The following is a 14,254-nucleotide window of genomic DNA, read 5'->3' on the forward strand; positions in this document are numbered from 1 at the left end:
TCTGTTGTATTCAAATTAAAGGAGCTTTTGTTTTGCATGAATAAACTAAACTATTGTCATCCTGAATTCATTTCAGGATCTGAATAAGATTATGTTGAACTAAAATTACGTTCCCCATTATTCAACTCATCAAGCTACTTATAAATAAATTAAAATATTAAATAATCTTTAACAGCAGTATTTTCTTAGTATTTTAATTTTCTCACTATCTTTGGATATTAATCTAATAAAATCTTAAACTAATGAAGAAAATAGCATTATTGTTTTGCACATTCGGAATTTTGGCGGTAAGCTGTAAAAAAGAGGAAAAAACGGAAGTTCCAGTAACGACAGAAGTTGAAGCAGGAGCTCTTAAAATCGTTTCAGATTCTACTAAAGTAAGTTGGACTGCTTTTAAAACTACAGAAAAAATAGGTGTTGGTGGAAGTTTTACAGAAATTTCATTAAAAGACACAAAAACTGGAACTACGCCAGAAGCTATTTTAGAAGGTGCAACTTTTTCTATTCCTGTGAGCAGTTTATTTACAGACAATGAAGATCGCGATAGCAAATTAAAAGAATTCTTTTTCGGTGTTTTGAAAAACAAAGAATTAATTAACGGTACTTTAAACTTCAAAGAAGGGAAATGCTTGTTAACAATCAAATTGAACGACGTTGAAAAACAAATGGAAGTAACGCATGAATTCAAAAACAATCTTTTCACAATTAATTCTATAATTGATTTAGTTGACTTTGATGCAGAATTCGCTGTGGCTTCAATCAACAAAGCTTGTTACGAATTACATAAAGGTAAAGATGGTGTAAGCAAAACTTGGAATGAAGTTGAAATAAGTGGTTCTGTTTTATTTGAATAATAACAACCAATTACAATTATAAAAAAAGAGTCTTGATTTATTTCAAGACTCTTTTTTTAGTTATAAACTCATTCTAAAATCTTCTAAAATGGGACTTACTTTTGCGTAATGTTTTTCATCGATAAACAATTCCACTGCTAAATCCGTATTACCAAAACCAGCCAAGCGTGCTGATTGTAAATTGTCTTTTTTGATTACCTCTACACCTATCGCTTCGATTTTAAGCTTTAATCCATCTGCTAAAATCTCACTTCCCGAATAAATCTTCATTACTCCCATAGCTTTTATTTTTTCTATTCTCCTATTAAATAAAGAAGAATTGTTTGTTTATATTTTACTTGCAAAAGAAAGGCAAAGCGCCCAAAACAAGCTCTTACAAATTTAATAAAAAACTTTCGATTTTTAGGATAAAACCCTACAAAACATACTATGCAATTGAAAATCGCTCAATTTTAAGCAATTAAATTTGGGTAATATTTCGTATCTTGCAATACTATATAATATTGGATTTTTAAATTATTCAATTGAAAATTTAAAATGAGATAAAAAACAGAAAGTAATGGAAAATAAAATGAAAATTGAGATCTGGAGCGACGTTATGTGTCCTTTCTGCTATATTGGAAAACGCAATCTTGAAAACGCTTTAGAACAATTTACCGAAAGTAAAGAGATTGAAGTCGTTTGGAAAAGTTATCAGCTTGATGCCGAGATGCCGCAAGTAGCCGAAGAAAGCTATATCGATTACTTGGTACAACGTAAAAGAATGCCAATTGACCAAGTAGAACAAATGCTAGCTGGTGTAACAGAATCTGCAAAACAAGTAGGACTAACGTACAATTTAGATAAATCAGTTTTAGTTAATTCTTTGAATGCGCATAAGTTGTTGCAATTTGCAAACACAAAAGGCTTAGGTAATGAACTGGAAGAACGTTTATTTAGTGCATTTTTCACAGAAGGTAAAAATATTGCTGATTTAGCAACTTTAAGTCAATTAGGAAAAGAAATAGGATTAGATGAAGCTGCACTTCAAACTGCTTTTACAGATGACAATTACGCCTATAGGATAGCGCAAGATATAGCCGAAGCGCGACATATTGGTGTGCAAGGTGTTCCGTTTTTTGGATTGGATAGCAGATATGGCGTTTCGGGAGCGCAACCACCAGCAGTTTTGTTAGAAAATATAACTACAGCTTTTGCCGAATGGAGAGAACGCAACCCTAAAAGCGTTTTAAAAATGACATCTGAAGGACCAAGTTGTACTCCCGATGGAATCTGTGAATAGAAATATTACACCTGCATTTTAAATTTGATCTTTATTACGTACTATTATTTAGCCAATGCTTATGTATTGGCTATTTTTTTATGCGATCTGAAGAAAATTAGTAGCTTTATTCTATAAAAAAGCAGCAGTGATAGGCTCAAAAAAAGAACTGAAAAATATACAAATTTTCTCTACCACCTATAATAAAATACTTCTTAAATTGCGGTAATTAAAAAATCACAATTTTTAATACATCTATCCGATATTTATTTCAGTGAAATTTAGCAAAAAATGTGGTTTTTAACTATCACTTTGGGAATAATATAATTACAAAAAAATAAAATAAGCATGAAAAAACTACTCACTTTATTAGTTCTAATTTCCTTTTCAATGCAGGGAATAGCGCAAGTTAAACGTACAACAACCCAAGCTGCAACTGTGGAAGTTGTAGCAATGGAAGATGATGAAAGCTCAGAAGACGTAATTTCAGATACACTAAAAATAAAAGCTGGAAAAAAGTATGCTATTTTGATAAGTATTGCAGCATATCCTGTGCAAGTGGCAGGTGATAATCTTGGTAACGAACAAAAAGAGCTAAAAGATAATTTTAAAAAACAAAATCTTGAAGTTATTATGGTCCGAAAACATTGTTTTTTAAAATTTGAAAATGGAGAAGGTTTAGATATGACCAATTCAGAAAGACCTTTTCAATCAACCGCTTACTGGAGTGGCGATGTTTATGATGAAGTGGAATTATTTGATAAGCTAACCCACACTACGGAGTTTGTAGCTGCACAAATGGGAATAAAAAAAGAGTCTTCTTATGCAATTACTGCAAGAAAAACTAATGAAACAATAGGAAAGCTAGCAACCTCAAACAACAGTACTGCCAACTCGAAAGTTACCTTAAAGAAATATCTTCAAATGTACCAAACTCCTTTTTTAACTGAAAGTGAAGAATATTGGTATCTTCAAGAAATACCAAAAGTAAAAAATATCAAGATATTTTTTACTGAAAAAGGAAAAGATAAACTATACAAAAATTACGATTTTAATAGTGCTGGACAAATAACCCTTACGACTAATTTCAATAACAAAGGCAAACCTTCAGATCAGCAAAAGTTTGTTTATAAGGATGAAATGCTTACAGAAATAATAAAAGAAGACCACAGTATAACGGTAAATTACGACGATCACAAAATGATTTTATCAGAAAATTTAGGCGATGCAAATGAAACACGAGTTTATTGGATAGAAAAAGATATGCTACTTTCAAAACGCTACATTGTAATGACTGATAATACTTATGCGGACCAAAATTCAGTTATCGAAGATAAAATTGTAGACAATTGCGTAGTAACTTATGTAGACGGCAATGTTACGTTTAAAAATTGCATATCTCCTTATGGTGTTTTTCCATTCACTCACAGCTACATTTCCTATCAATTTAACCCGGATAATCAGAAAAATGAATTTATGCAACTCATCAGGTTCAAGATTATAAAAAACGGGACAAAGAGTTTTGAAAAACAATATTCGAGCGCGCAAAACGAGAAAGAAAAAGACAACTATACCCCTGATACTACATTTCATTTGAATGAAAATAATTTAATCTCAAAAATTACTAACGAAAAAAACTTAGTTAAAATCGTTTATAGTTACTACTAAAAAGAATATTAGTCTGTAAGTTGAATCATTTTTTTGTAAGATTATCTATTACATGCATAAAGTAACTAAATGTCTGTTTTTTTTAAAGTAATTCGAAAACCAAAACTATGAATCAATTTCTTATATATAGCTCATTATTAATCAGTTTTCTGAGCGTTAGAAAAAAGAAAGACTCAAGTGGAACAATAGAAATAGAAAAATGATATTCTTCGAATTAACTGACAGAAGAATTATTGATCTTATTGAAGATCGAGTAGTTATTTCTCGCAAGATATATTGGTTTGAAAGCGAATATTTATTGAGCGATAAAAGAAAAGATTTTACTTTCATTTTCGACGATATTGAATATCCTGAGTATATTGTTGGTGTTGGAAATTAAACGTATAAGTAAACGGAGACTAACAACGAATAGGAGTTTTATGATTAAAAAAGATTCATAAATATATTGCTCAAATAGAAGTTGCAAAGTACTTCACTAAAAAAACGGGAAAAGTTAAAGATGTAATTAATCCAGCCATAGTAACAATTTCAATTAAAGCATAAATATTGTTACTTTTTTACTTAACATATATAAAAGATATTTTTCTCAAAAAAAGTAGTAAGAAATGATAAATAATTTCAAAAAATCGGTTTGAAATAAAAATAAATACAGCATAAAGATTATTATTTGAGTTACATTGTATAAAAGATGGCAGTAATTGTAAAATGACAATAATGAAAGAATTACCTGATTTTGAAATCAAGCAAAATGGAGAAATTTCGAAAGAATTTTTAAGTCAAAATATTTATACATTCAAAGATGCAACTGTATTTATAAAAAAAATGAAATATGGAAGAAATGAAAATAAATCTGATTTAAAAACTATTTTTTCCGACAATTGTGGAACTTGTAGTACGAAACATTCAATTCTAAAAAAACTTGCAGATGAAAATAATTACTCTGAAATAAAACTCATTTTAGGGATATTTAAAATGAATTCTTTAAACACATACGAAATAAGAGAAACTCTAAAAATAAATAGACTTGAGTATATTCCTGAAGCACATAATTATTTAAAATACAAAAATGAAATTTATGATTTTACAAAAACTGATTCTAAACCTTCAGATTTTGAAAATGAACTTTTAGAGGAAATAGAAATATTACCAAATCAAATTACAACTTACAAAGTAGATTATCATAAAGCATATTTAGAAAAATGGCTTAATGAAAATCGCAAAATAGAATTTACGCTAAATGATATTTGGAAAGTTAGAGAAGAATGTATTAAAAACTTAACAGAAGAATGAAAACAACTACTGCCAACAGCCGTTACAAGATATTTGGGTTTTAGGCTAAATTTAAAGATGGTTTTGTACATGGAAAATTTGTGTTTAATGGAAAAATATCACATCTTTAATCCCAAACATCTTGTAGTGCCAAGACGATAACTATTCTTATATCTAATACTCCTTTTCAAAGAAAATCATTGAATCATTAATTAACCAAATGTTATTTGCAGTTGTTATTAATTTTTAATTATTTTTACAAAAGACTATTTTCATACTCCTTTTTAAAAAAGTAAAAGCGAAAAAGTCAAAATCAGTAATTAATCGAGATTATGATATATTCTACTAAAAACGAAAAAAAAATAAGAAATGGATGAGATTAATTTACTGATTATTGTCACTGTCATTTCATTGTTTACATCGCTTCTTCTAGCTTTTTTTCTAATAACGGTTAAAACAAAGCACAAAACTAGTAATTACCTTTTTGCTTTTTTCTTGCTACTAACAGCATTAGATGTTAGCGAGCCATTATTTAATTTATTAGTTGATGCTCCTTCAAATTTGGGAATGCTTCGAAATACTTTTGCTTTCATGCAAATCCCTGTTTTCTATCTTTATGTAGTTTCCATTTGTTATTCAGATTTCAGGCTTAAAGCAAAACATCTAATTCACTTGTTGCCTTTGATCATTGCAAGTGCTGTTTTAATACCTCGATTTTATGCAGTAGATTTTGCATCTAAAGTTAATTTTATAGAAAATCGCCAAAGTATGATTGAGTTACAATTCAATCATATTCTAATACATATTCAAATAATATTATATTTAATAGCCGTTTTTACATTATTAAAAAAAGCTAAAAAACTATACCTGGAAAACTATTCGGGTACAAGTATTAATTCCTACAACTGGCTGTTTCAATTTACAAGTGTCCTCACTATTTTATATCTGATCATTCTCGTCAAAAATATCTTAAAATTTTCAGATTATTCAGAAATTTCGGACTGGATAAAGATTGGTGTACTGTTATCCCAATTGTTTATAATTTGTTGGTACTTACTAAAAGCATTGAACTATCCCAACCTATTTCGAACAATAGATTCAAAATTACAATTAGTGTCGCATATTATTTCGGAAGAAAAAAGCAATGATAATTTAATTCCTACTGAAAAAGAATATGACAAAGATTTGTCGAAATTAAAGAATTATATGCTTGAAGAAAAGCCCTTTCTAAATCCTACACTAACTATTCAAGATGTTGCCGCTTCTATTCAAATTCCTGTTCGTGATTTATCGCTTTTAATTAATCACAAATTAGAACAGCATTTTTATGATTTCATCAACGCATATCGTATAGCGGCTGCAATGGAAATTTTACAAGATGCGACAAAAAACAATGTAACTATTTTGGAAATTTTGTACGAAGTAGGTTTTAATTCAAAATCTTCGTTCAATACCGCTTTTAAGAAACACACAGGAAATACGCCAACTCATTATCGTAAGAGGTTAATAAATAGCTATTTGTAATTATTCGTACTTATTTTTTAAAACAAATGCGTTCGAATACTTTTATTCGGTCGCCTGTTTTTCATTTCTTCAACATCTTTGTATCGTAATAAAGTTTAATCATAAATACGATACAATGAAAAATACTATTTACTCACTAGTTTTACTAGTTTTAATTTCAAGCTGCAAAACAAGCACAAAAGTAATTTTGAACAAAAGAGATTACAGCTTTCTGACGGACAGTTTAAATATTGAACCCAAATTAAAAGAAAACAAACTTCCAGGTTTTAGTCTTATTGTTTTCGAAAATTACCAAATAGTTTACACGAAACAATTTGGTGTAAAATCGGTTAAATCGGAAGAAAAAATAGAAGAAAACACCGCTTTCTCCACCGCTTCCATTGCAAAACCAATAACAGCACTTCTCTGCCATATATTGGAAGAAAAAGGTTTAATTAATTTAGACGATCCAATAGCTACTTACCTAAAAAGATGGAAGTTGCCAAAAAGTAAGTTTGCCGAAAATAATATTCCAACATGGAAGCAATTCTTAAATCATACTGCTGGAACCAATCAACACGGCTTTTCAGATTATTACGAAGGCGACACCATTCCGACTTTAAAACAAAGTCTTTTAGGACAAATACCAAGATATGATAAAGAAATTGAATTTATTTTTGAACCAGGAACCAATTGGCAATACAGTGGTGGCGGTTATACCATAATTCAAATGGCACTAGAGGACAGTTTAAAGAAACCGATTGCTTTACTTGCACAAGAACACATTTTTACACCTCTGAGCCTAAAAAACACAACGATGATTCAGCCGAATGAAAAGGGATTTCTAAAAAATGTTGCGCTTGTTCATGACGAAAATGGAAATGTTATAAAAACTGGTTTACCCATAACACCTCAAGTTGCTCCTTCGGGATTGTGGTCGACACCAACAGATTTGGCATTACTTACAATAGAACTTCAAAATGCATTGCGCAATAAAAACATTAAAGTCATATCGAATACTGTTGCGAAAAAAATTACTGAAGTCACTGCTTTAAAAAATGCCGTTGGAGGTTGGAGTTATGGGGCGCAGAAATCATTTGGCTATAATAATTATGATTGGATTAGATGCGCAGGATCAAATACTGGCGTAGGTAGTGAGCTTTTTGCTACAATGACCGATGGAAATGGCTTTGTTTATATGGGGAATGGTGAAAAAATCAATCGTTTTCCCATATTCAATGAAACTCGAAGAAAGATTTTGTCGCTAATGAATTGGAAGAAAGAAACACCTGACGAAGTTGCGCATGAAATACCTCAAAGTTTAAAAGAAAAATTAATTGGAACTTATGAAGATTTCCTATTTGGGCAAGGCATGGATACGAAAATAGTAGAAAAAAATAATAGAGTTTATGTCGAATCGCCTTTTTTTGAATTTTTTAAAGTAAAAAATGATAATGAATTACTTTATCTTAAAAATGGCTATTTCAAGATTGTAGATTATCCCAATTTATTAAAATTCAATTTGACTGATGGAAAACTGAATTCGGTGACCTTACTAAGAGATAATCTGACGGTAGAAGTGGAATTAATTAAGAAATAGCCATGCTTTGTGTTGTATAAATAAACAGCTTAAACAAAAAACCATCTCAATGAGATGGTTTTTATATTTATGCTTCGTCTTCCATTTCAAAGAAGAGTGGTTCAATCATTATTCGATCCGCTAAAATTTCTACTTTTTCAGTAATTTGTGTACAGAAAAACAGACGCTGTGTTTTATCCACACTTGAAGAAAGTCTGTCAATCAAAGTGTCTTCACGCTTGCGTAACATTTCTTCCACATCATCCACTACAAACATTTTAATAGTGTTCATATTAAATCCGGCAGAAGTAAACATTTCATTAATACGAATAGGTGTTCCAATCAACACATCCATTCCCACAGAAATTAGATTTTTATCGTAATCGATATCGCCTTTTTCGTGCACACCAATAACGCGTAAATTATTGTAATGATTAAATCTTTTAAATTGTTCAACCGCTTCTAACACCTTTTCTTTGTCTTGTACCAAAATCAAAGCGCGTGTGCTTTCCCCTACTGGTTTGTCCATTTTTTGAATCACGTTCATAATGATCGTGGTCGTTTTTCCGCTCTTTTTTGGGCCTTGAATTACTGCATCAACACCACTTTTAATAGCAGAAAACGTTTCTTCTTGCATCTCATTCGCTTCAGTGAAATCATTTTCAATTAAAGCTTTCTGAAGGTTCGGGTTTATTTTTTTTAATTGCATTTTTCTTTTAGTAATTTCGAATTACTTTTTTAATTTATTTACTTGCGAACAATTTTACGTCTTGTTCTGAAATTTCGGGATTACCTAAAATAATTAAGCGCTCTACCACATTTCTTAATTCACGAATATTTCCGGTCCAATCGTATTCTTGTAATAATTTAATAGCCGATTTTGTAAACACTTTAACAGCATTTCCTTGCTCTGATGCTATCTTGGCTGTAAAATGTTTAATCAATTCTGGAATGTCTTCTCTACGATCGTTTAAAGATGGCACTTTAATTAAAATAACAGCTAATCTGTGGTATAAATCTTCTCTAAAACGACCTTCTTCAATTTCCTTTTTCAAGTCTTTATTAGTAGCCGCAATTACTCTTACATTAACTTTAATGTCCTTGTCTGCTCCTACTCTTTGAATTAGATTTTCTTGCAAAGCTCTTAATACTTTGGCCTGAGCTGACAAACTCATATCACCAATTTCATCTAAGAAAATGGTGCCACCATCAGCAGCCTCAAATTTCCCCGCACGATCTTTAACGGCAGAAGTAAATGCGCCCTTTACATGGCCAAACAACTCACTTTCAATTAATTCTGAAGGAATCGCCGCACAGTTTACTTCAATAATAGCAGCGCCAGAACGTTCACTTTTTTCATGTAATTGATGCGCAACAAGCTCTTTTCCAGTTCCGTTTGGACCTGTAATCAAAACTCTAGCATCCGTTGGCGCTACTTTATCAATCATTGTTTTGATGTGATTGATAGCGTCACTATTTCCAATCATTTCGTAGTTTTTAGACACTTTCTTTTTCAAGATTTTGTTTTCTACTACCAATTGTTTTCTGTCTAAAGCATTTCGAACCGTATTCAATAAACGATTCAAATCTGGTGGTTTAGAAATATAGTCAAAAGCACCTAAACGCATTGTGTTTACAGCAGTTTCTAAGTCGCCATGTCCGGAAATCATCACCATTGGAATTTCAGGTTTAATTTTTTTAACTGCTTCTAAAACCTCTTCTCCATCCATTTTTGGCATTTTGATATCGCACAAAACCAAATCGTAATCTTCATTCTTGATTTTTTCTAAACCTTGCAATCCATCTTCTGCTTCTTCAACTATATACGTATCATTTTCTTCCGAAAGAATCTTGATTAAAACTCTTCGGATCGATGCTTCGTCTTCGATAACTAATATTTTCGGCATTTTGCTTTTATGTATTTAAGGTCTAAAAAAATCAAACCTTTATGCTTTTAAACTTCTAACCTACACTATTTTAACCTAATTTGAATATCTCATCCATTTATATAGTTCTTTCCAAGACGGCTTTTTACCATACATTAAAATTCCTATTCTGTAGATTTTTGCTGCAAACCAGACTACAAAGATAAACGTTCCAAACAATAAAACTACAGAAACTGCTAATTGCCATAAAGGAACTCCAAAAGGAATACGCATTAACATTACAATTGGCGAAGTGAAAGGTATCATTGAAAAAACGGTTGCAATTGTGCCATGAGGATCGTTAATTACGGTAAAAAAACCAATGTAAACTCCTAACATTAAAGGCATTAATATTGGTAATAAAAATTGTTGTGAGTCCGTTTCAGAATCAACTGCTGCACCAATTGCTGCATACATTGAACTGTATAAAAAGTATCCTCCAATAAAATAAATAAGAAACGCAATTGACATTGTTGCTAATGGCAGGTTCCAAATTTCGTTCAAATACATTTGGATTTTCGCCATTTTATCAACGCTACCCGTAGCTGCATCCATCATTTCTGGAGAAACACTAGAAGAAGCTCCAATCTGTCCACCTAAAAATGTCGAAGCTATAAAGAATAATAAAGCACCAACAATTGCCCAGATGAAAAATTGCAAAATTCCTGCTAATGAGTTTCCAATAATCTTACCCATCATTAACTGATATGGTTTTACCGATGAAATAATGATTTCGATAATTCTCGAAGTTTTTTCTTCAATTACACTTCGCATTACGAAGTTTCCGTAAATGATAATAAACATCATGATCAAATAACCAGCAAGACCTCCAATAGCAACTTTGATTTCATTTAATCCTTTTAAACTTTCTTCTCCTGAAAATTTAGATAATTTCAAGGAAGAATCGCCTTTTGCTTCTTCAATTTTGGCTGGGTCGAAGCCCAAAACTTCTAAATTATTCTGCGTAATTTTTGTATCAACGATGAATTCCACACGATTAATGAATTCCATACTTGGACTATCTTCCGATATATATTCCACTTTATCCTTTAAATCTTGAATAGCGACAACTTTTGGAATATAAATTAAACCTTCGTAATTTTTGCTTGCCGTATCTTTTGCTATAGAAAAAGGCATGGCTGACAAATTCGTATATTCCGTTTTCTTATCGCTTTTAAATTCGCTAATTAACAAACCTGATTCATCATGAACCGCAATTTGTGTAACTGAATCCTTACTCATTGAAGCAATGTAACCCACCAAAAGAGCCATTCCTACAAACAATAATGGACTCAAAAAAGTCATGACAATAAATGATTTATTACGTACTTTAGCAATAAATTCTCTTTTTATAATTAATGATAATATGCTCATGTTTAATTGCTTACAGATTGAATAAAAATATCGTTTACACTTGGGATTTTCTCCACAAAATGAGTTACTTGCCCAAAATTAGTTAAAATTGCCAATAAATCATTTTGATTGTAGTTACCTAATTGAACCTCTAATTTAAGATCATCATTTAAAGATTTAAAATAGGTTTGTGCAATTTTGAACTTCAATGTCAATTGGAACATTAAACCTTCAACGTCTTTCGTTAAAACACCTACTTGGAAGGTATTTGAACGATATTCACGTTTTACGTCTTCCAATTTTCCTTCAATTATTTTGTTTGATTTATGAATCAAAGCAATATAATCGCACATTTCTTCTACACTTTCCATGCGGTGTGTAGAAAAAATTATTGAAGTTCCTTTTTTATTCAATTCAATAATTTCATCTTTTATTAAATTGGCATTCACAGGATCAAAACCTGAAAAAGGTTCATCTAAGATCAATAATTTAGGTTGGTGCAAAATGGTAACAATAAACTGTATTTTTTGCGCCATTCCCTTTGAAAGTTCTTGAATTTTTTTGTCCCACCAGCCTTCAATTTCAAACTTTTCAAACCAATATTTTAATTGTTTTTTAGCATCTGCGTTTGACATTCCCTTTAATTGGGCTAAATACAAACATTGCTCCCCCACTTTCATGGTTTTGTATAAACCTCTTTCTTCGGGCATATACCCAATATATTGAACGTGCTCTGGTTTTAATTTTTCGCCATCTAACAAAATTGTACCACTATCTGGCATTGTAATTTGGTTGATGATACGGATTAATGATGTTTTTCCGGCACCATTTGGGCCAAGAAGCCCATAAATACTTCCTGTTGGAACTTGTAATGAAACATTATTTAAAGCGGTGTAATCGCCAAATTTTTTCACTACATTTTGCACTTCGAGAATATTGCTCATAGATACGTTTTAGTTTTTGATTTATATATTAGTCAGAAAAAGTAGCCTTTTGTTACAAAAAAAACCCACCCGTTATTGCTAAAGGATGGGAAAAATTGCTATGAAAAAGAAAAACTCACTCTCGTAAGAAAGTGAGTTTCAAATGTATTAAAATTAATTTGATTACGAAAACATATCCTTAACTTTCTCGAAAAAAGATTTATCTGTCTTTTCAGGATTTGGAATAAAATTTTCATCCGTTAAATTATTTTCAAAGAATTGTTTTTGTTCTTTATTCAAAGTTTTTGGCGTCCAAACGTTCACATGAACTAGCAAATCGCCATTTCCGTATGAATTTATACTTGGAATTCCTTTTCCTTTTAAACGTAGAATTTTTCCTGATTGAATTCCTTCTTCCAGTTTAATTCTCACTTTTCCAGAAACTGTCTCAATATCTTTTGAGGCACCTAATGCCGCTTCCGCCACACTGATGTATAAATCATAATGAAGATTTTCACCTTCACGTTTTAAAAACTCGTGTTCTATTTCTTCAATTGCAACAATTAAATCACCGGGAATACTATTGTTTCCTGGAGCTTCGTTTCCTTTGTTAGCAACTTTCAACTGCATTCCATCGACAACTCCTGCCGGAATTTTGATAGAAACCGTATCATCTTCTAACAACATTCCTTGTGCATCTGCTCCTGCTGGTTTTTGATCTAAAATCTGACCAGAACCACCACAAGTATGACACGTTGCTGCTGTTTGCATTCTACCTAAAATGGTATTTGCAATCTTCATAATTTGTCCAGAACCATTACAGGTTGAACAAGTTTTATAGCTTACTCCTTTAGCTTGTATTTTTCGTTTTACTTTAACTTTCTTTTCAACGCCATTGGCAATTTCCTCTAAAGTTAATTTCACTTTAATACGCAAGTTGCTTCCTTTCACTCTGCGTGAACCGCCACCGCCACCGCCAAAACCTCCAAAACCACCACCAAAAATATCTCCAAACTGACTGAAAATATCATCCATGTTCATGTGACCACCGCCACCATAACCACCGCCACCACCATCAAAAGCTTGGTGACCATATTGATCATACTTCGCTTTTTTGTTAGGATCACTTAATATTTCATAAGCTTCAGCTGCTGTTTTGAAACTTTCTTCCGCATCTTTATTCCCAGGATTTTTGTCAGGGTGAAATTCAATTGCCTTCTTTCGATAAGCTTTTTTAATTTCTTCTGGAGTAGCACCTTTTGTAATGCCTAATATTTCGTAAAAATCTTTTTTCATTTTTAGTTTTGATTAAAAGTTAGACGCGAAAAATCGCATCTGTAACGCAAAAAATTATTGACCAAGAACTACTTTAGGGAAACGAATAATTTTGTCTCCTAATTTGTAACCTTTTTCAATAACGTCAACAATTTTCCCTTTTAATTTAGGAGTTGGTGCAGGAATTTGAGTAATTGCTTCAGCGAAATCAGCATTAAAACTGTCTCCAGCTCTCACTTCCACTTCTTCCAAACCTTTTGCCATTAAAGTACTTCTTAATTTGTCATGAATTAATTGCACACCTGTAGTTAATGCTTCATCTTCAGATTTTGAAATTTGAGCCCAAGCTCTGTCAAAATCATCTAACACAGGCAACATTGCTTGTAAGACATCTTGATTAGCTGTTTTGAACAAATCAATACGTTCTTTAGCCGTTCTTCTTTTAAAGTTTTCAAACTCAGCGAAAAGACGTAAAAATTTATCTTTCTCATTAGTTAGATCTAATTGCAATTGCTCTTCTACCGATAATTCAGGTGTAGGAATTTCTTGATTTTCTGAAACATTCTCTTCGTTGATGTTTTCCATGTCTATGTTTTCAGTACTATCTTGACTCATATTTTTGAATATTTTTTTAAACATTTTTA

At 31.4% G+C, this 14,254-nt stretch carries 14 protein-coding genes; 7 read left to right on the forward strand and 7 right to left on the reverse strand.

The annotated features are described in order from the left end of the window. The first annotated feature begins 242 nt into the window (after positions 1-242). Entirely contained in the window at positions 243-854 is a 612-nt protein-coding gene (locus ACFSX9_RS12255) for a YceI family protein (protein WP_379808078.1), read from the forward strand. 60 nt (positions 855-914) lie between these two features. Here ACFSX9_RS12255 and ACFSX9_RS12260 read toward each other — a convergent pair whose 3' ends face one another. Beyond that, positions 915-1,133 (reverse strand): DUF2007 domain-containing protein, encoded by a 219-nt coding sequence (locus ACFSX9_RS12260; RefSeq protein ID WP_379808080.1) that lies wholly within the window; start codon positions 1,131-1,133, stop codon positions 915-917. A 292-nt stretch (positions 1,134-1,425) separates the two neighbouring features. On the opposite strand from ACFSX9_RS12260, the gene ACFSX9_RS12265 reads away from it, so the two are divergent. The 6 genes from ACFSX9_RS12265 (at position 1,426) to ACFSX9_RS12290 (ending at position 8,155) form a co-directional block, all read left to right on the forward strand. Continuing rightward, positions 1,426-2,136, forward strand: coding sequence for a DsbA family oxidoreductase (locus ACFSX9_RS12265; protein WP_379808082.1), 711 nt, complete (start codon positions 1,426-1,428; stop codon positions 2,134-2,136). A gap of 327 nt (positions 2,137-2,463) precedes the next feature. Beyond that, positions 2,464-3,783, forward strand: a complete 1,320-nt coding sequence (locus tag ACFSX9_RS12270; RefSeq protein ID WP_379808084.1) for a hypothetical protein — start codon at positions 2,464-2,466, stop codon at positions 3,781-3,783. A 199-nt stretch (positions 3,784-3,982) separates the two neighbouring features. Next, positions 3,983-4,162, forward strand: a complete 180-nt coding sequence (locus ACFSX9_RS12275) for a hypothetical protein (protein ID WP_379808086.1) — start codon at positions 3,983-3,985, stop codon at positions 4,160-4,162. 335 nt (positions 4,163-4,497) lie between these two features. Next, positions 4,498-5,073 carry a hypothetical protein gene (locus ACFSX9_RS12280; protein ID WP_379808088.1) on the forward strand — a complete coding sequence of 192 codons (576 nt, stop codon included), beginning with the start codon at positions 4,498-4,500 and terminating at the stop codon, positions 5,071-5,073. 348 nt (positions 5,074-5,421) lie between these two features. Then, entirely contained in the window at positions 5,422-6,576 is a 1,155-nt protein-coding gene (locus ACFSX9_RS12285; protein WP_379808090.1) for a helix-turn-helix domain-containing protein, read from the forward strand. Between the two features lie 115 nt (positions 6,577-6,691). Continuing rightward, positions 6,692-8,155, forward strand: coding sequence for a serine hydrolase domain-containing protein (locus tag ACFSX9_RS12290; protein ID WP_379808093.1), 1,464 nt, complete (start codon positions 6,692-6,694; stop codon positions 8,153-8,155). A gap of 67 nt (positions 8,156-8,222) precedes the next feature. On the opposite strand, the gene ACFSX9_RS12295 is transcribed toward ACFSX9_RS12290, so the two are convergent. The 6 genes from ACFSX9_RS12295 to ACFSX9_RS12320 form a co-directional block, all read right to left on the reverse strand. Then, positions 8,223-8,843 carry a DEAD/DEAH box helicase gene (locus ACFSX9_RS12295; RefSeq protein WP_379808095.1) on the reverse strand — a complete coding sequence of 207 codons (621 nt, stop codon included), beginning with the start codon at positions 8,841-8,843 and terminating at the stop codon, positions 8,223-8,225. 34 nt (positions 8,844-8,877) lie between these two features. Then, positions 8,878-10,041, reverse strand: coding sequence for a sigma-54-dependent transcriptional regulator (locus tag ACFSX9_RS12300; RefSeq protein ID WP_379808097.1), 1,164 nt, complete (start codon positions 10,039-10,041; stop codon positions 8,878-8,880). Positions 10,042-10,116: 75 nt separating this feature from the next. Next, the gene (locus ACFSX9_RS12305; RefSeq protein ID WP_379808099.1) at positions 10,117-11,433 is read right to left on the reverse strand and encodes an ABC transporter permease; all 1,317 of its coding nucleotides are present in this window, start codon (positions 11,431-11,433) and stop codon (positions 10,117-10,119) included. 2 nt (positions 11,434-11,435) lie between these two features. Then, positions 11,436-12,356 (reverse strand): ABC transporter ATP-binding protein, encoded by a 921-nt coding sequence (locus tag ACFSX9_RS12310; RefSeq protein WP_379808101.1) that lies wholly within the window; start codon positions 12,354-12,356, stop codon positions 11,436-11,438. A gap of 162 nt (positions 12,357-12,518) precedes the next feature. Beyond that, on the reverse strand, positions 12,519-13,631 hold the full coding sequence (dnaJ, locus tag ACFSX9_RS12315; protein WP_379808103.1) for a molecular chaperone DnaJ: 1,113 nt from the start codon (positions 13,629-13,631) through the stop codon (positions 12,519-12,521). A 54-nt stretch (positions 13,632-13,685) separates the two neighbouring features. Further along, positions 13,686-14,195 carry a nucleotide exchange factor GrpE gene (locus ACFSX9_RS12320; protein ID WP_379808337.1) on the reverse strand — a complete coding sequence of 170 codons (510 nt, stop codon included), beginning with the start codon at positions 14,193-14,195 and terminating at the stop codon, positions 13,686-13,688. Positions 14,196-14,254 lie beyond the last annotated feature (59 nt).

The organism is Flavobacterium ardleyense, assembly GCF_042686085.1.
GTDB lineage: Bacteria > Bacteroidota > Bacteroidia > Flavobacteriales > Flavobacteriaceae > Flavobacterium > Flavobacterium ardleyense.